14 protein-coding genes are annotated in these 17650 nt (G+C 71.1%); 9 read left to right on the top strand and 5 right to left on the bottom strand.

The window, feature by feature from the left end; all coding sequences use genetic code 11:
- Positions 1 to 642 precede the first annotated feature (642 nt).
- From AB0I49_RS35315 to AB0I49_RS35285, 7 genes are all read left to right on the top strand, one after another.
- The gene (locus tag AB0I49_RS35315) at positions 643 to 2247 is read left to right on the top strand and encodes a type I-E CRISPR-associated protein Cse1/CasA (protein ID WP_363231306.1); all 1605 of its coding nucleotides are present in this window, start codon (positions 643 to 645) and stop codon (positions 2245 to 2247) included.
- The gene (casB, locus tag AB0I49_RS35310) at positions 2240 to 2800 is read left to right on the top strand and encodes a type I-E CRISPR-associated protein Cse2/CasB (protein ID WP_363231305.1); all 561 of its coding nucleotides are present in this window, start codon (positions 2240 to 2242) and stop codon (positions 2798 to 2800) included. The genes AB0I49_RS35315 and casB overlap by 8 nt, the downstream gene beginning before the upstream one ends.
- 70 nt (positions 2801 to 2870) lie before the next feature.
- Complete coding sequence (locus AB0I49_RS35305; protein WP_363231304.1) at positions 2871 to 4232, top strand: type I-E CRISPR-associated protein Cas7/Cse4/CasC; 1362 nt, start codon at positions 2871 to 2873, stop codon at positions 4230 to 4232.
- Positions 4229 to 5158, top strand: a complete 930-nt coding sequence (gene cas5e / locus AB0I49_RS35300) for a type I-E CRISPR-associated protein Cas5/CasD (RefSeq protein WP_363231303.1) — start codon at positions 4229 to 4231, stop codon at positions 5156 to 5158. The genes AB0I49_RS35305 and cas5e overlap by 4 nt, the downstream gene beginning before the upstream one ends.
- Positions 5155 to 5904: a type I-E CRISPR-associated protein Cas6/Cse3/CasE gene (locus tag AB0I49_RS35295; RefSeq protein ID WP_363231302.1), complete on the top strand. Its 750-nt coding sequence runs from the start codon at positions 5155 to 5157 to the stop codon at positions 5902 to 5904. Before cas5e ends, AB0I49_RS35295 begins: the two co-directional genes overlap by 4 nt.
- A gap of 401 nt (positions 5905 to 6305) precedes the next feature.
- Positions 6306 to 7799 carry a cryptochrome/photolyase family protein gene (locus tag AB0I49_RS35290; RefSeq protein WP_363231301.1) on the top strand — a complete coding sequence of 498 codons (1494 nt, stop codon included), beginning with the start codon at positions 6306 to 6308 and terminating at the stop codon, positions 7797 to 7799.
- A gap of 297 nt (positions 7800 to 8096) precedes the next feature.
- Positions 8097 to 11375, top strand: coding sequence for a tetratricopeptide repeat protein (locus AB0I49_RS35285; protein ID WP_363231300.1), 3279 nt, complete (start codon positions 8097 to 8099; stop codon positions 11373 to 11375).
- Between the two features lie 201 nt (positions 11376 to 11576).
- Here the strand turns inward: AB0I49_RS35285 and AB0I49_RS35280 are convergent, their stop codons facing one another.
- Together AB0I49_RS35280 and mca are read right to left on the bottom strand one after the other, a co-directional pair.
- Complete coding sequence (locus AB0I49_RS35280) at positions 11577 to 11936, bottom strand: hypothetical protein (protein WP_363231299.1); 360 nt, start codon at positions 11934 to 11936, stop codon at positions 11577 to 11579.
- A gap of 4 nt (positions 11937 to 11940) precedes the next feature.
- Positions 11941 to 12813, bottom strand: coding sequence for a mycothiol conjugate amidase Mca (gene mca, locus AB0I49_RS35275; protein ID WP_363231298.1), 873 nt, complete (start codon positions 12811 to 12813; stop codon positions 11941 to 11943).
- 95 nt (positions 12814 to 12908) lie between these two features.
- Here mca and AB0I49_RS35270 point away from each other — a divergent pair, with 95 nt between their 5' ends.
- The gene (locus AB0I49_RS35270; protein ID WP_363231297.1) at positions 12909 to 13319 is read left to right on the top strand and encodes a DUF4307 domain-containing protein; all 411 of its coding nucleotides are present in this window, start codon (positions 12909 to 12911) and stop codon (positions 13317 to 13319) included.
- 165 nt (positions 13320 to 13484) lie between these two features.
- The gene (gene greA, locus AB0I49_RS35265) at positions 13485 to 13982 is read left to right on the top strand and encodes a transcription elongation factor GreA (RefSeq protein WP_363231296.1); all 498 of its coding nucleotides are present in this window, start codon (positions 13485 to 13487) and stop codon (positions 13980 to 13982) included.
- A 193-nt stretch (positions 13983 to 14175) separates the two neighbouring features.
- Here greA and AB0I49_RS35260 read toward each other — a convergent pair whose 3' ends face one another.
- The 3 genes from AB0I49_RS35260 to ilvA all read right to left on the bottom strand — a co-directional run bounded on the left by AB0I49_RS35260 (position 14176) and on the right by ilvA (position 17643).
- Complete coding sequence (locus AB0I49_RS35260; protein ID WP_363231295.1) at positions 14176 to 15036, bottom strand: ABC transporter permease; 861 nt, start codon at positions 15034 to 15036, stop codon at positions 14176 to 14178.
- Positions 15033 to 16103: an ATP-binding cassette domain-containing protein gene (locus tag AB0I49_RS35255; protein ID WP_363231294.1), complete on the bottom strand. Its 1071-nt coding sequence runs from the start codon at positions 16101 to 16103 to the stop codon at positions 15033 to 15035. Before AB0I49_RS35255 ends, AB0I49_RS35260 begins: the two co-directional genes overlap by 4 nt.
- A gap of 289 nt (positions 16104 to 16392) precedes the next feature.
- Positions 16393 to 17643, bottom strand: coding sequence for a threonine ammonia-lyase (gene ilvA, locus AB0I49_RS35250; RefSeq protein WP_363231293.1), 1251 nt, complete (start codon positions 17641 to 17643; stop codon positions 16393 to 16395).
- Positions 17644 to 17650 lie beyond the last annotated feature (7 nt).

The raw sequence follows: 17650 nt of genomic DNA, 5'->3' as shown, positions 1-17650 counted from the left end.
GCTGTCTGTTTATTGGTCGTTGCCGTCCAGCTCGGCCGCCGCCCCCCCGGCGTGGCGCGGCGCGCCTGCGCCCCCCCCGCCCACGCCGCCCACCCCGACACGGAAGGCACGACATGGGCAGAGCAGCACGTGAGTGGTTGAGGCGCCATGGAAAGGAGCTGCTCTTCATCGTGGTTGCTGCAGTGGTAGCCAAGGCGGTCGATTACCTCTGGTAGGTGGCCGTTCTCGACGCGAGCCATGCGCCGAGAACGGCCTGCCCCAGCAGTGAGTGGTTCTCGTTCCGAGCACACGGGACGGGAATCACTCACACCTCGCCGGACTGCCGGCGGGGTGCTGCCAGGGTTGCCGAGTAATCGGCATTCCCTCAGTTTAAATCCCTGGTCTGGTGTTACCGTCGGCTGGCTCAGGTGCCTGCACGGACGGGGGTGTCGAGGCCAAGGAGCAAATTCCCGCCGACAGCGGGAGTGGCCCGTCGGGAGCCTGAAGAGCTCCGCTTGCGGCTCTTCCCCGCGTGGGCGGGGGCTTCCCGCGCTCCGACTTCCGGGGAGCGCTCGGAGCACAGCGAGAAACAGAGAACACAGTCTCGTCGCCAGGAACGCCTGCTAGTTTTCCGGGTGTTGAAGCAGAAGGTGGTGACACGGATTGCCCGAGGCCCGACCGCTGGATCCTGCCGGGCAGCGCCCCAGCTGGGATCCTCGCTTCAAACCCTGCATCCCCACCGTCAGCACCGCCGGCGCGACCGCACACCACTCCCTGCGCGGGCTCTTCGCTCAGGCCGATGACCTGGCCGCCCTCGACTGCGCCTCACCGGGCGAGACCGTAGCCGTCATCGAGTACCTGCTGGCCATCTGCTTCGCCTCCGGCACCTGTCCGTCCTCCGACGAGGACTGGCGCGCCTGGATCCTCGACCACAGGAGCCTCGCGCCTGCCGCCAAATGGCTGGCGGATCAACCGGAAGAGTCATGGGACCTGTTCCACCCCACAGAGCCCCTGGCACAGAACTCCCAACTGGCGCCAGATCTTCGCGAAAGCGGCACCGGCACGGCCCAGCTGGTCATCGAGCACGCCGGTGACTACAACCAGCACTTCGACCAGCATCACCTCGAACTCGACAACCCGCTCCCGGCGGCGGACGCGTTCCGCGCCACTCTCACGCAGCACGTCTACGCCCCTTACGGGCGGGCCCGTATGTCCGGGCAGCGGCTCGGCGCCAAGGTCACCAATCTCGCGGCGGGTCGGCTGACGGGACGGATCCGGGTCATCGCCCTCGGGCAGACGCTCGGCGAGACCCTGCGCCTGAATCTCTACCCGCCCGACGGACCAGGGGAGCCGCTCAACACCTCCTGGACGACGGCCGGCTTCGAGCGTCGTACGTTCAAGGAGAAGCCGAAGCCCCGCGTGCCGCGAAGCTCCGCGGACCTGCACAGCTCCCTGGGGCGTTCCGTGCTGCTGCGTCCGGCGCGCGGGCCGCATGGGCAGGCCATGGTCGACCGGGTCCTGATCGGCGCCGGCGAGGTGCTGGAGCCCGACCCTGCGCGTCATCTCCAGGACGCCGTGTACAGCGAGACGACGAACGGTATGTCGAAACCGCTGTGGCCCTCTCCCAGCCGGGCCCTCTGGCAACAGGCCCACGCCCTTTACAGCGCCGTCAGAGACGACCGGACCGGGATGTATGCCCGGCTGCGCTCCCTTCTTCCGTACGGGCGAACGGGGCCGCGCGCCACGTACCAGCTCTGGGCTGTCGGACTGCTGGCCAACAAAACGCTCCCCGTCATCTGGACGCACGGTGCCTACCCCTACGCCCCTGGCATGGAAGCGCACCTCTACCGGGCCTCCCGCCGGGGCTCGGACATCGCCGAATACATCGCACGGATCCTGAAGAACGCGGCAATCGTGGCCGCGGAGACCGCGTTCCCCGCCGTACGGGCCGCGGACGAGGCCGGTCAGGTGGCGCGGCTCGACGCCCGGTATGCCTTCTGGCCCGCAGCGGAGGACCCCTTCCACGAATTGCTGGACGAGGTGATCGACCGCGGGCTCGATGACGACGACCCGGTGTCCGCACCACTGGTCGCGTACGCACTGGAGTTGATGAACACGGCTCGCGCCCAGTTACTCCAGCGCCTGGACGCCCTGCCGTTCAGCGACCGCAATCACCGGGCGCGGGCCCGCGCCGTGCGGCTCTTCGAAGCTGCCATGTCCGGTGAGCGGGCCCCCGCCGAACTCCGAGGGGAGATCGCACTTGACTGAGCAGAGTCCGCCGGTCGGAACGGAGGGGAAGCCGTCCCGGTTCCCGCACGACAGCTCGGCGCTCACCACCTGGCTCACCGCCCTGATCCACAACCGCGAGTACGGGACTCTCGCCGAGCTCCGCCGGGCCCGGGTCCGTACCAACGCGCACATCCGCGCGGGCTGGTACGGAGGCGACGACCACCGCGACCTCTTCGAGCGGATGGCGTTCCTGTTCGCGATCTACCACCAGGGACGCTCCACCCCCTCGTACGGCCATGGCAGTCTCGGCGCCGCAGCCCGCAGGATCGGGGACGGGACCGGGCTCGGGCCGGAGAATCCCGGCGCCCAGCGGCTTCTGGACCGCGTCGTCGCCAGTCGGCGCATTCCCTGGCGCCACCTCCAGCACGCGGTCACCCGGCTCCGGTCCTGCGAGCAGCCCCCGCCGTCCTGGACAGACCTGACGGAGGACCTCATCAAGTGGCACGACCGCAAGGCACGCGTCGCATATCGGTGGTCGGTCGAGTTCCACACCCCGTCGGGAGCGACCGGGAAGCCCCGAACGAACCAATGACGCGACCGACGGATCCACTGCTGACGGATCCACCATCGATTCGACCGACGACGCGGAAGGACACCACCTCGTGACCGAGTCATCTCGGAGCCAGTTCCTCTCCTTGCATCTCATCGAGACCCTGGCAGCGGTCCTTCCCGTACGCGACGAGAATGGCCAGCCCAAAACCCTGGTCTTCGGCGGCGTGGAACGCCACATGATCACGAGCCAGGCCCGCAGACGTGCCGAGCGGGTTCATGCCCGAAACCGGGCCAACGCCGGCCGTGGGGCGCTGAAGGGGCGGAGCATGGGCGTCCGTACCCGCGAGTGGGCGCTGCTGGCCGGGCGTGAACTGGAGTCCGCTCACGGCTGGGACAGGGACAGGGCGCTGGTCACGGCCCGTGCGGTGATGGAGGCAAGCGGTCTCAGATTCGGCGACCCGAAGAAGAAGACCGTGGCCAATCTGACCAAGGTGCTCATCTTCGCGCCGTCCGACGCCGGAGTGCGGATCGCGCAGCACATCGCCGACCGGGCGGCGGAGGTCGAGGAGTGGCGCGAGACGTACCTCGATGCTCAGGCTCGCGCCGAGGCGGCGAAGAAGGCGCGTCGCGGGGCCAAGAAGAGGGCCGCGACGCCACCGGAGGCGGAGGCGGAGGACGAGGCCACGGCGGAAGCCGCCGCGGCCGTCGCCATTCCCCCGCTGCCCAAGGCCACCCGCGATGCCGTTCTGCTGGCCCTCGCTCCTCGCGACGCCGTGGACATCGCTCTGTACGGTCGTTTCCTCGCCGAGATTCCCGACTCACCGAACGTCGACGGGGCCGTCCAGACGGGGCACGCCTTCACCGTGCACGAGTCCGAGCAGATCGAGGACTTCTACGCGGCCGCCGACGACGCGAAACTCGATCGCAAACGCAATGCTCTGGACTTCCTCGACGCCGCGGACGACGCGGGCGCGGGCATGACCGGGTACCAGTCGCTGATCTCCGGCACCTTCTACCGGCACGCGGTTCTCGACCGCACGCAGCTCCGTGTCAATCTACGGGTGGCGGGGATGGACGAGGCCGAGGCCGAACAGGCCGCGTCCGAGGCCGAGAAGGAATTCGTGAACTCCTTTGTGGAGGCGTTTCCGGAAGCGAAGAAGAACTCCACCGCGTCTACCGGATCACTCCCGGCGCTCGTCCTCGCCTTCGAAGGGGAGCGCCCCTACAACTACGCGTCCGCCTTCCAAAAGCCGGTGGACGAGGGGCCCCTGTCGGCCGGCGGGGAAGGGCCGGCGGGCCCCGCCGCCGTACGCAGGCTGCTGCGCCACCACGACTTCGTCAGCCGCCGCCGCGACGATCTGCGTACCGCGCGGGTGCTCACGTACGACCCGGAAATCGATCTGCTCCTGAGCGAGTTGGGACTGCCGGAGTCGCTGTCCGTGGTGGAGCGAGCCGAGGGCCTCGCCCCGTGAACGGCACGAACGACTCGCACAACTCACACGACACGCACGTCCTGCTCATCCGGCTGGCCGGCCCCCTGCAGTCCTGGGGCATCACCGGCCGGTTCGCCCGTCGCGACACGCACAGCCGCCCCACCAAGTCAGGCGTGATCGGCCTGTGCGCCGCGGCTCTCGGGCTGCCCCGGGAAGACCCCCTCGGGGAACTCGCCGAGGTGCGTTTCGGAGTGCGGGCCGACCGGCCCGGCACGCCGCTTCGCGACTACCACACGATCGGCGGCGGGACGTATCCGCTGCGCCCGCGTGACCTCATCACCGACCACCAGCGAGCCGCCAAAGCGACGACGGCCCCGCTGCCGGACCCGCTGCCGGTCCCGCCGTCGGACGCCTCGTCGAAGTCCGGTTCGTTCGGCCGCGGGGAGCTGGAAGCCTGGTACGGCTCGCCGAAGTACGTCACCGCCGACCCGACGTCAGGAACCCTCGTCTCCGGAGAGGTACGCCGCCACAGCCTGATCACGGAGCGCTGGTACCTCGCCGACGCCGCCTTCCTCGTCGGTCTGGAGCACTCGGACACAGCCCTTCTGCAACGTATCGCGCACGCCCTGGAGCACCCGAAGCGGCTGCTCTGGCTCGGCCGCAAAGCCTGTCCGCCTTCGGGGGACCTCGCCGTCGGCATCGTTCCGGGCTTCCTCCTGGAAGCGTTCGAGGCACACGCCCTGCTTCCCGACGCCGTCGGCTACGAAGGCGAGCCGCGGCCCGCCACGCCGCGCGTACGTCCCTGGGCCTGGATCGAGAGCCCGCATCCTCTCCCCGGTGTCGGCCCCCTGTCCGACCAACCCGTGCACTTCGGAGCGGACGGAGGCACCCACTCCCTCCGCTGGGAGACCCGCCATCGCATCACCATCGCCGCACACGCCCGTGGATGGGACATCATTCCGTGAACACGACCGCCGCCGCGTCGGATGCGCCGTCGGGCGCGGGTGGGGCCGCCAGATTCGTCGCCGCACAGACGCTGCTGACCCTGGACGCCCGGCATCCGTTCGCCGGTAAATCACTCATCGACGCACAGGACATGCACCGGACCGTCATGAGCGGCTTTCCCGGCTGGCTGGACGACGGAAGCCCGGACCCGCGTGCCCAGATGGGCATCCTGTCGACCTGGACCGTCGACCTCCGTCAGGCGCGGCTGAACCTGGTGGTCCAGTCGTCGCTCCCCGCCGACTGGAACGGCATCCCCCGTGCGGCCCTGGCCGAGAAGCCGGAGCTCCTCACCGTCGACCGCACCTTCCGCGTCGGCGATCAGGTCGCCTTCCGCACCGTCGTCAACCCGGTCCGCAGCATTCCGCCTCCACCGGGCTCTCCACCGAAGACCCGAGGTACCCGCGTCCCCCACACACGCCCCGAACACGTGAAGGGGTGGTTCGCGCGCCGCCTCCAACCGCCCGGCGAACCCGCGACCGCCCCGGACGGTGTCACCCGCATCGGAGCGGACGCCGACACCGACCGGATCGCCGTGCGCATGCTCCCGCGCGTCTCCAGTCCAGCACCGCATAAGGGTCTGCGCATCGCCCGTGCGGAGATCAAGGGCGCCCTCACGGTCACCGACCCCAAGGCATTCGTCGCGGCCCTCGCCCAGGGCATCGGCCACGCGCGCGCGTACAGCTGCGGGCTGATCCTCGTACGCTGAACCGCTCAACCGCTGATCGGGAGACGCGGGCCTTCTGGGTGCGGCTGCCGAGCACTGGCGGATGATGGGCGTCGTACGGGGGCCTCAGTGGCAGGCCGGAACAGCCGACGCTGAGCAGCACAGGCACACCCCCCTCGCGCGCCTCGACGAAGGCGGCCTCGGACCACGCCGCCAGTCGACCAGGTCGTCGGCCTGTTGGAGGAGGTAGAGGATCCTCTCGTGGGCCAATCGGTCCGGTATGCCCCTCTGCCGGACGCCCCAGCCGAGCGGGCGGCAGCCTTCTCCCTCACCGTGGATCTGGGAGCCGTCTGACGGCCGGTAACCGATACCCGATACCCGACGGGCCGGCTCGCTGCGGACGCGACCGTGGCCGGGACTGAACCGCGACTGAGAGGCCCCCTGTGCACTGGCTCTTCGGCGATCAGCTCGGACCGCACTTCCTCACGCCGGGCGAGAACGGTCCGGCGCGGGATGCGCCGCTGTTGATGATCGAGGCGCGGTCGGTGTTCCGGCGTCGGCGGTTCCACCGGGCCAAGGCGCACCTGGTGCTCTCCGCCATGCGGCACAGGGCGGCCGAGTTCGGGGAGCGGATGCACTACGTCCGGGCGGACAGTTACCGGGAGGGGCTCGCCCAGATGGGTGACCGGGCGGTGACGGTGCATCACCCGACCTCGTACGCCGCCGCGCGCCTCGTACGCTCCCTGCCCCAGGTCACCGTGGGTCCGGCACGGGGCTTCCTGGTGCCCACGCGGTCCTTCGCCGCCTGGGCGGACGGGCGTGGCGGCGCCGGGCTGCGGCAGGAGGACTTCTACCGGTGGGTGCGGCGCGAGCACGACCTGCTGATGGACGGCGACGCGCCGGCCGGGGGCCGCTGGAATCTCGACCACGACAACCGGCAGCCGCCGCCGCGCGACGACAGCACGCTCCCGGTCGCCGCTCCCTACCGGCCGCGGGAGGACGAGATCGACGACGAGGTACGGCACGATCTCGACCGCTGGGAGCGGGACGGTGACGTGTCCTTCGTCGGCAGGGACGGCCCGCGGCTGTTCCCCGCGACCCGCGCCGAGGCGCGGGCGGCCCTCGGGCGCTTCCTCGCCCACCGCCTCGAAACCTTCGGCCCGTACGAGGACGCCATGCTGGCGGCCGACCCGGTGATGAGCCACAGCCTGCTGTCCTCCTCGCTCAACCTGGGGCTGCTCGACCCGGCGGAGTGCGTGGAGCGGGCGGAGGCCGAGTGGCGCGCCGGACGGGCGCCGCTGAACAGCGTGGAGGGGTTCGTCCGGCAGATCGCCGGATGGCGCGAGTACGTCTGGCAGCTGTACTGGTACTTCGGCGAGGAGTACCGCCAGTCCAACGCCCTGCGGCACAGCGCCGCGCTACCCGGCTGGTGGAGCGATCTGGACGCGGACGCCGTGCGGGCGCGGTGTCTGCGCACGGTCCTGGCCCAGGTGCGGGACACGGGGTGGACCCATCACATTCCTCGGCTGATGATCCTCGGCGGTTACGCCCTCCAGCGCGGCTGGGACCCGGAGGCGGTCACGGACTGGTTCCATCGCTGCTTCGTGGACGGCTACGACTGGGTGATGGTCCCCAACGTCATCGGGATGTCCCAGTACGCGGACGGCGGCCGGATGACGACGAAGCCGTACACCTCCGGCGGCGCCTACGTGAACCGCATGAGCGACTTCTGCGGCCCCTGCCGTTACGCACCGGGCGACCGTACGGGTGAGCGTGCCTGTCCTTTCACCGCCGGGTACTGGACATTCGTGCACCGGCACCGCGACCGGCTCCGCCACAACCACCGCACCGCCCGGCCGGTGGCTCAGCTCGACCGGCTCGGCGACCTGGACGTCGTGCGCCGGGAGCAGCGGGAGCGGGGGGACGCACCGCCCTGACGCGGTCTCGTCTGGTGTGGTCCCATCTGAAGGGGTCTCGCTCTGGCTGTCCGTGATCTTCGGCGTGATTCTGGCGTGATTCTGGCGTGATTCCGTCGCGGTCCTGTCGTGGTCCCGTCGTGATTCCGTCGTGGTCCCGTCGTGCTTCCCCCACCGGCCTTCGCCCGTCCCTTCCTGCCCCTCCGCGCACCCTCACCACGTTGAGTTATCCACAGGGCTGCCGTATTTCCCGTGGAGACGGAAGACTTGAGGGAAAGAAACCGAAGATCTGAACGGTCACCTTCGGGAGGAGAGCGTATGCCGGGCTCAGTGGTAGCCCTGCGGGACAGCCATCGGGCAGAGGTCGACGGCCTGTTGACGCGGGCGGTCGAGGAGGAGGTGCGCCGGTCGGGCGGGCGGACCGACGCGGCGGTGCTGCTCGCGCGGGGGCGTGCCGAGTTGGCGGACATGGCGGCGAAGGCCGCCGAGGAGTACGGCGCGTATGTGCGCGCCCTGGACGAGGCGGAGGCCACGCAACGGCCGTTGTCCGCGCGGCTGTCGCGGGGTGCGCTGGGCACGCCGGTGCTGGTGACGATCGTGGCCGCGGCGGCGGCCTTCGGTGCGGATCTCGGGTACGGCACCTCGGCGGGCACGGCGTTCGGCGCGGGGGCGACCGTCGCGGTGGCCGGGGCGGCGGCGACGCTCGTCAAGCTGACGGCGGGGCACTGGCCGGCCGCGCACCGGCGGGCCGGGATGCGCGGGCAGCCGGGCGGGACCGAGCAGTTGCGGCTCCAGTGGCTCACGGCCGTCGAAGTGCGGGGCATCCGGCCCTTCCTGGACCAGCACCGGATGGTGTCCGCGGCGACGCGGCGCAGCGCCGGCACCGCGCCGCAGCCGGCGGCCGCGCCGCCGCGCGTGCCCAAGCTGCGCGGCAACGACCGCAGCGCGGCGGCCCGGCGGCGCAGCGTGCTGGAGCAGTCCTTCCAGCATCTGCCGGAGTCCGACGGGCCGTTCGCGGGGCGCCGGGCCCAGCTCACGCAGATCTCGCAGTGGGTGCACCAGGCGCGGGCCAGTACGGAGACCAAGCCCACGGTCGTGCTGCTGCACGGGCCGCCGGGCAGCGGGCGGACGGCGCTCGCGGTGCGGGCGGCGCATCACTTGCGGGACCAGTTCCGCGGCGCGTGCGTGGTGGACCTGCGCGGCGAGAGCGCGGCGGAGGGGGGCGGCGCGCCGGGCGAGCCGCCGGTGCCGACCCGCGACGCGCTGATGCATCTCCTGAACCGGCTCGGCGCGCCCCGCGACCAACTGCTGTTCAGGGAGCGGTCCTCGCAGGACCAGCACGTCAAACGGTTGACGGAGCTCTACGACCAGCACCTGACGGGGCTGCCGGTCACCGTGGTCCTGGACGACGCCGCGGACGTCGACCAGGTCCGTACGCTGATCCCCGAGCGGTCCGAGAGCCTGGTGCTGGTCACCTCGGCCGCGCCGCTGGAGCTCCCGTCGGACCTGGTCGCCTGGGTGCACGAAATGCCGGTCGGGGCGTTGGACGAGGCGGGGGCCGAGGAGCTGCTGGGCGCGGCGGCCCAGGAGCCGCTGCCGGGCCCGTACGACGAGAAGTCGATGGCGCGGATACGGGAGCTGTGCGGGGGCCTGCCGCTGGCGCTGCGGATCGCGGGCTCCTCGCTCGGGCCGCGCTCCCCGCAGACGCTGGCCGCCGAGCTGGACGCGTACGGCCCGGTCGGCACGGTGGAGCGGGCCCTGTGGCTGCGCTACACCGACCAGCCGGAGGACGCGCAGCGGCTGCTGCGTCGGCTGGCGCTGGCGGGGCGGGCTTCGCTGGGGCCCGCCGCCGCGGCGGCGCTGCTCGGCGCCGGGGAGCAGGAAGCGGGCCGGCAGCTGACGGCGCTGGCCCGCGCGGGGCTGATCGAGCACGTACGCGGCGGCCGGTACCGGGTGCACGACCTGGTGCGGGACTTCGCGCTCGCCCGGCTGCGCGACGACGAGGAGGAGGGTGAGCGCATCGCCGCCCAGGAGCGGCTGATCCGCAGCTACGCGGAGCTGGCCGACTCCGTCATACGGCTGGTGGACGGCAAGACGTCTACGCGCGCGGACCAGTTCGGGTCGCACGGCTTCACGTCGCTGGACGCGGCGCTGCGCTGGCTGGACGACGAGTCCAGCTTCATCACGGCCGCGCTGCGGCACGCGGAGGGCGTGGACCAGTCGGTGGTGCTGCATCTGCTGGGCGCGTTGTGCGACTACTGCCTGCTGCGCGGCGATCTGTACCGGCTGGGCGAGCTGAGCGAGCTGACGCAGGCCACGGACCGCGGGCTGCTGGTGCGCTCGGTGCAGTGGCGCACGGGTGTCGCCGCCCGTCAGCTCGGCGAGCTGGACAAGTCCCGCACCACGCTGTCCTCGGTGGTGGACCTGTACTTCGACGCCCACCACCCGGCGGGCGCGGCCCGCGCGCTGCGCGATCTGGGCATCACCTTGCAGCACCAGGGCAATCTGGAGGAGGCCGCGGCGAAGCTGCGCGAGGCGCTCGATCTCCAGAGCACCCAGGAGCTGCGAGGCGACCGGGCGTGGACACTGCACGCGCTGGCGGCGGTCGAGCGCGACCGGGCCCGAATAGCCGAAGCCCTGGGGATGCTGCACGAGGCGCTGGAGCTGCACCGCGAGAGCGAGAGCGTGCACGGCCAGGCATGGGCGCACTTCCAGCTCGGCCAGGTGCGGCTGCGGATGGGCGAGGTGGGCCCGGCGGAGGAGGAGTTCCGCGAGGCCCTCGACCAGTACGGGCGGACGCAGGACGGCCGGGGCGCCTCGTGGGCGCTGACGCAGCTGGGCCGGGCCCGGCTGGTGGCGGGCGACTTCGCGGCGGCCGTCGACCAGCTGCGCCAGGCGCAGTCCCGGCACCGGGAGAACGAGGACGCTCGCGGCGAGGCGTGGACGCTGTACTACCTGGGGCAGTCGCTGGAGGAGCGGGGTGATCAGGACGCGGCGGTACGGGCGCTGGAACGGGCGCGCAATATGTTCAGCCGGATGCGGGACGTGTACGGGCTGGCGTGCGCCCGGCACCACTGCGCGCGGGTGACCCGTGACCAGCGGGCGGCGAAGACGGGTTCGCTGCGCAACAGCGGGTTCGCGCGGCAGCTGCTGCAGGACGCCCGGCAGGACTTCCACCGGCTGGGGGTGCCGCACGGCGAGGGGTGGTCGTGCCTGGAGCTGGCGGTGATCGACGGCGGCAACGGCCGGGCGTCGCAGGCGCTGGAGCTGGTGGAGGAGGCGACGGGGCTCTTCGCGGGCTACGGGGACCGGCGCGGGGAGAGCTGGGCGCGGTTCCTGCGCTGCACGCTGCTGCCGTTCGCGTCGCCGGGCGGCTCGGTGGTCGGCGTGGCGGTGGCCCAGGAGGAGCTGGCGCGGTTGCGGGAGGACCTGCGGGGCGCGGATTGGGTCGGCGATCCGTCGCTGGAGGACTGCGCGGAATCGTTCGCGCTGGTGCTGGAGCGCGGCGTCGAGCCGGAGACGGGTTGGCAGGCGTGGCGGCTCGGCATGGTACCGAGCCGCCGGGCCCGCGAGGTGATGGCGGTGCTGCCGCGGTAGCGGGATCGCCCCGGTGCCCCGGTGGGGGGCGGGCGGGCCCGCTCCCCCACCCCTGCCATGCGCCACGCGCCGTGCGCCGTGCGCCACGCGCCACGCGCCACGCGCCATGCGCCAACGGCAGGCGTCTCCCGTCCGCCACCGCGATCGCTCAGCCGCCGCGGCTACCGGTCGTCGGCTGGGAGGGGGACGCCCCGCCGTTCGTCAGGCGGGGGAGACGCCCTTCGCGCCCTTGGCGTTCTGCGCGCCCTTGGCAGGGGCCGCGGCCTCGCGCTTGGCGGTGCCGCCCTTCGCCGCGCCGCCCTTCGGGGCATCGCCTTCGGCGGACGCGGAGTCGGTGGTTCCGCGCTCGGCGGGCTTCGCGGGCCCGCTTCCTGCGGGCTCGTCGAAGTCCACCTTCCTCATGTGCTTGTTCATGCTCTTCATCAGCAGCCATACGGCTCCGCCGATGAGGGCGAAGACGATGAAGCCGAGGATGCCGGGGGTGACCTTGTTCTTGTCCAGGTCACTGGCGGCGAGCGGCACCAAGTGGGTGACGGCCAGGGAAGCTGTCGCGCTCATCATGGACTCAATTGTTGCGGATACCCGCGAAGAGGTCGTCCTCGGGGAGGGATGTCGGCACCCGCGACTGCGCGAGCTCGTACTCCTCGGTGGGCCAGACCTCCTTCTGGAGGTCCATGGGGACGCGGAACCAGCCGCCGTCGGGGTCGATCTGGGTGGCGTGTGCGATGAGCGCCTTGTCCCGGATCTCGAAGAAGTCGGCGCACGGGATGTACGTGGTCAGGGTCCGCTCGCGCTGCCCGAACTCCTTCCAGCGCTCCAGCCACTGCCCGTACGGCGAGTCGAGGCCGCGGGCGAGGAGCGCCTCGTGCAGGGCGACGGTGCGCTCCCGGTTGAAGCCCTGGTTGTAGTAGAGCTTCAGCGGCTGCCAGGGCTCGCCGGCCTCCGGGTAGTAGGAGGGGTCGCCGGCCCGCTCGAACGCCGCCATCGAGATCTTGTGGGTCATGATGTGGTCGGGGTGCGGGTAGCCGCCGTTCTCGTCGTACGTGGTCATCACGTGCGGCTTGAACGTACGGATCAGGCGGACGAGCTCGCCGGCGGCCTCGTCGACGTCCTGGAGCGCGAAGCAGCCCTCGGGCAGCGGCGGCAGCGGGTCACCCTCGGGCAGTCCGGAGTCGACGAAGCCCAGCCACTCCTGCCGGACGCCGAGGATGTCGCGCGCCTCGTCCATCTCCTTGGCGCGCACCTCGTGGATGTGCTCCTCGATGTAGGGGTCGCCCTGGAGCTTGGGGTTGAGGATGGAGCCGCGTTCTCCGCCCGTGCAGGTGGCCACCAGCACGTCCACCCCCTCGGACACATACTTGGCCATGGTGGCCGCGCCCTTGCTCGACTCGTCGTCGGGGTGGGCGTGCACGGCCATCAATCGAAGCTGCTCAGTCAAGGCTCGATCCTCAGTCACTGGTCAAAAGAGATGCCTCCTATAGTGACCGAAGCGGGGCCCGATTCATTCCGGGTTCCACAACCAGGAGGACGATCATGAGCGCGGTGCGCGAGGAGCTGCCCGCCGGGCGCTACGGCCGGACGGCCGACCAGCGTGCCGACCGGAAGCTGAAGGTGATCGGCGCGGTGCTGGGCGCGGCCCTGGTCGGCGTCGTCATCTGGTTCGGCGTCCACCACATCTCCTCGGCGGACGTCACCGGCGAGCTGATCCGCTCCAAGATCGTCTCCGACGACTCCGCGCAGGCCGTCCTGGAGGTCCGCAAGGACCGGGACGAGACGGCCGTGTGCACGGTGCGCGCGCTCGACAAGAACCAGGCCGAGGTCGGCCGCAAGGACGTCACCCTGAACGAGCGCGAGGACCATCTGACGACGCTCGTCAAGATCCGCACCACCGGCCTCGCGACCGCCTCGGAGCTGGTCGGCTGCAAGGCCGCCACGAGCGGGTGACGTTCCGGCGGGCCCCCCGTTGACCTGCGCTGACGCGTTTCGTATGGCTTTCCTCCTCCCCCTTTCCGCCCGGAATTGTTAGGCTCGTGGTTTCGCCCACCTTTGAAGGCGCACCCTTCTGAGTAGGGCGTTCATTTGTATTCCCAGTACCGACGAGGAGCACCTGTGACCCAGACCAGCGACAACGTCACCTGGCTGACTCAGGAGGCGTACGACCAGCTCAAGGCCGAGCTGGAGTACCTGTCTGGTCCCGCTCGCACCGAGGTCACCGCGAAGATCGCGGCGGCCCGTGAAGAGGGTGACCTGCGCGAGAACGGCGGGTACCACGCGGCCAAGGAGGAGCAGGGCAAGCAGGAGCTCCGGGTCCGCCAGTTGACCCAGCTCCTCCAGCAGGCGAAGGTCGGCGAGGCCCCGGCGGACGACGGCATCGTCGAGCCCGGCATGACCGTCACCATCGCCTTCGACGGCGACCCCGACGACACGCTGACCTTCCTGCTGGCGTCGCGCGAATACGCGAGCGCGGACATCGAGACCTACTCCCCGCAGTCCCCGCTGGGCACCGGGGTCAACGGCAAGAAGGTCGGCGACGACGCGGAGTACGAGCTGCCGAACGGTCGCACGGCCACGGTGAAGATCCTCGCCGCCAAGCCCTACCAGGGCTGACCCGACAGCACACAGCGCTCGGCCCGGACCTCCGCGGAGGTCCGGGCCGAGCCGCTTGTACGGGCCCGAGTGCTCGTACGGCCCCGAGCGCTTGTACGGGCCCCACGTGCCGTACGCGTCCGACGTGGGCTCGGACCTGAGGGCTTGAGCCCCAGGCCATGGGCCCCGGGCCGTAAGCCACAGGCCATGAGCCTCAGGCCGTGGCCGAGCGGTACTTGCGGACTGCGAGCGTCCGGAAGATCACGATGATCACGACCGACCAGATCAGCGACGCCCAGACCGGGTGCTGCATCGGCCAGGCCGCGGCCACCGGATAGTCCGGCGGCAGATTGCCGAACAGATGGCGGGCCGCCTGCACGGTGGCGCTGAACGGGTTCCACTCCGCGATGTTCCGCAGCACCATCGGCATGTTGTCGGCGGGCACGAAGGCGTTCGAGATGAACGTCAGCGGGAAGAGCCAGATCAGCCCGCCCGAGGTGGCGGCCTCCGGGGTGCGTACGGACAGCCCGATCAGCGCGCCGATCCACGAGAAGGCGTACCCGAGCAGGAGCAGCAGGGCGAAGCCGGCCAGCGCCTTCGGGAAGCCCGCGTGGATGCGCCAGCCGACGATCACGGCGACGACCGCCAGCACCACCAGGGTCAGCGCGGTCTGCACCAGGTCCGCGAGCGTACGGCCGGTGAGGACCGCGCCGCGGGCCATGGGCAGCGAGCGGAACCGGTCGATGAGCCCCTTGTGCATGTCGTCGGCGATGCCCGCGCCGGCGCCCGCCGTGGCGAACGTGACGGTCTGCGCGAAGATGCCGGCCATCAGGAACTGGCGGTACATCGTCGGGTCCGTGTTGCCGCCGAGGCTGATCGAGCCGCCGAAGACGTAGCTGAACAGCACCACGAACATGATCGGCTGGATCAGCCCGAATATCACCATCTCCGGGATGCGCAGCATCCGGATCAGATTGCGCTTGGCCACGACCAGGGAGTCGCGGACGGACTGGGTGACGCCGCCGCGGGGCTGCGGGATCGCGGCGCGGGCCGGGACGTCGCTGACGGTGCTCACTTGGCGCCCTCCTTCACGTCGGCTCCCTTGACTCCCTTGGCTCCCTTGGCGCTCCTGGTCTTCTTGGACCCCTTGGGCCCCTTGGCGTCCGGGTCGGCGCCGTCATCGGCCGCCGTCTCGCCGTCGGCCTCGGCCGCGTGGCCCGTGAGGGAGATGAACACGTCGTCCAGGGTCGGGCGGCGCAGCCCGATGTCGTCGATCTCGATGCCGCGCGAGTCCAGCTCCCGGATCACCTCGGCGAGCAGCTTGGCGCCGCCGGTGACGGGGACGGTGACCTTGCGGATGTGCTCCTCGACCGTGGCCTCGCCCTTGCCGAAGCCCCGCAGGACCTCCTGGGCCGCGGCGATGCGCTCGCGCTCGTGCACCACCAGCTCGACGCGCTCGCCGCCCGTACGGGCCTTGAGCTGGTCGGAGGTGCCGCGGGCGATGACCCGGCCGTGGTCGATGACCGCGATGTCGTGCGCGAGGTGGTCGGCCTCCTCCAGATACTGCGTGGTGAGCAGCAGCGTCGTGCCGCCCGCCACCAGCTCCCGGATGACCTCCCACAGCTGCTGCCGGTTGCGCGGGTCCAGGCCGGTGGTCGGCTCGTCCATGAACATCACGGGCGGGCTGACGACCAGGGCGGCGGCGAGGTCGAGGCGGCGGCGCATGCCGCCGGAGTACGTCTTGGCGGGCCGGTCGGCGGCGTCGGCGAGGTTGAATCGCTCCAGCAGCTCCACGGCCCGCGCCTTCGAGTCGCGTCCGCTCATCTGGTAGAGCTGGCCGACCATCTGGAGGTTCTCGCGGCCGGTCAGGTACTCGTCGACCGCCGCGAACTGGCCGGAGAGTCCGATCGAGCGGCGGACCTCGTTGGGTTTCCGCAGGACGTCGATGCCGGCGACCTCGGCCTTGCCCCGGTCGGGCTTGAGCAGGGTGGTGAGCACCCGCACCGCCGTGGTCTTCCCGGCCCCGTTCGGGCCGAGCATTCCGAGCACCGTTCCTTCCGGGACGTCGAGATCGACGCCGTCCAGTGCCCTCACGTCGCCGAAGGTCTTCACGAGACCCTCGGCGTAAATGGCGCCTGGCATGGATTTACCCCCGTTTTTGGGATGGTTCCACGATGAATTTATGGTTCGCCGGAATTGACGCACCTTGCGGCTTTTGTCCACCGTAAGGCCGCCATCAAACCGACACCTCCCGGACCATACCCCAGACGCGATACATCGCGATATCCCTATGTCGCGAGCACCTGCCGCAGGTGCTCGCGGACGCCCGCAGATGCTCGCGGATGCCCGCAGGTGCTTGCGGACGCCCGCAGATGCTCTGCGACACCCGCGGACGCCCGCCGCGGACACCTACGACGCGCATACGCGATCCTCACGCCCGGACGGTGTAGCCCGCCTCGCGCAGGGCCGTGCCCACCTCGACGCAGTGCTCCGGCCCCTTGGTCTCCAAGTGCAGCTCCACCTCCGCCTCCGCGAGCCCGAGCCGGGGATCGGTCCGAACGTGGCTCACATCGAGGACGTTAGCGTCCACCACTGACAACACGTCCAGAAGCGCCGCCAGGGCTCCTGGACGGTCCGTCAGACGCAGTCGCAGCGAGAGATACCGGCCGGCGGCGGCCATGCCGTGCCGCAGCGTCCGCTGCATCAGCAACGGGTCCACATTGCCCCCCGACAACACGGCGACCACGGGCCCCTCGAAGACCTTCGGCGCCGACAGCAGCGCGGCCACCGGGCTCGCCCCGGCCGGCTCCACGACGAGCTTCGCCCGCTCCAGGCAGAGCAGCAGCGCGCTGGACAGCTCGTCCTCGGAAACGGTACGGACCTCGTCCACGAGATCGCCAATGATTTTGAACGGGACGTCGCCCGGACGCCCCACCTTTATGCCGTCCGCCATCGTCGTCGGCGCCTCGATCGACACCGGGCGCCCGGCCGCCAGCGACGGCGGGTACGCGGCGGCGCCCGCCGCCTGCACCCCCACGACCCGTACGTCCGGCCGCAGCGCCTTGACGGCCACCGCGATGCCCGCGGCGAGCCCCCCGCCGCCGATGCCGACCACGATGGTCCGCACCTCGGGGCACTGCTCCAGGATCTCCAGCCCCACCGTGCCCTGCCCCGCGATGATGTCGGGGTGGTCGAAGGGGTGGATGAAGACGGCCCCGGTCCGCCGCGCGTACTCCTGCGCGGCCTCCAGCGTCTCGTCCACGACCTGCCCCTGCAGCCGCACCTCGGCCCCGTACTCGCGGGTCGCGGCGACCTTCGGCAGCGGCGCGCCCTGCGGCATGAAGACCGTCGAGCCGACCCCCAGCAGGGACGCGGCCAGGGCCACCCCCTGCGCGTGGTTGCCCGCGCTCGCGGCGACGACGCCCGCCGCCCGCTCCGCGGGACTGAGCCCGGCGATCCGCACGTACGCGCCGCGCACCTTGAAGGACCCGGTGCGCTGCAGGTTCTCGCACTTGAGGTGCACGGGGGCGCCGACCAGACCGGACAGATAACGGCTGCCCTCCAGCGCGGTGGACCGCGACACCCCTGAGAGCATCTTCTGCGCACTGCGCACATCGTCCAGGGAGATCGCGGGCAGCTGGGCCCCCTCGGGGCCGTCCTCGTCACCAACTTGTAGGGCCATGGCCGCA

This window comes from Streptomyces sp. NPDC050617, from assembly GCF_040654795.1.
Taxonomy (GTDB): Bacteria; Actinomycetota; Actinomycetes; order Streptomycetales; family Streptomycetaceae; genus Streptomyces.
Note: the sequence above shows the minus strand (reverse complement) of the source record. Positions and strands in the feature narration are given on the sequence as shown.

Excerpts from the sequence above, each read along its gene's own strand:
- AB0I49_RS35255 (WP_363231294.1), bottom strand. The coding sequence starts at position 16,103 with ATGCCAGGCGCCATTTACGCCGAGGGTCTCGTGAAGACCTTCGGCGAC.
- AB0I49_RS35280 (WP_363231299.1), bottom strand. The coding sequence starts at position 11,936 with ATGATGAGCGCGACAGCTTCCCTGGCCGTCACCCACTTGGTGCCGCTC.
- AB0I49_RS35270 (WP_363231297.1), top strand. The coding sequence starts at position 12,909 with ATGAGCGCGGTGCGCGAGGAGCTGCCCGCCGGGCGCTACGGCCGGACG.
- AB0I49_RS35285 (WP_363231300.1), top strand. The coding sequence starts at position 8,097 with ATGCCGGGCTCAGTGGTAGCCCTGCGGGACAGCCATCGGGCAGAGGTC.
- ilvA (WP_363231293.1), bottom strand. The coding sequence starts at position 17,643 with ATGGCCCTACAAGTTGGTGACGAGGACGGCCCCGAGGGGGCCCAGCTG.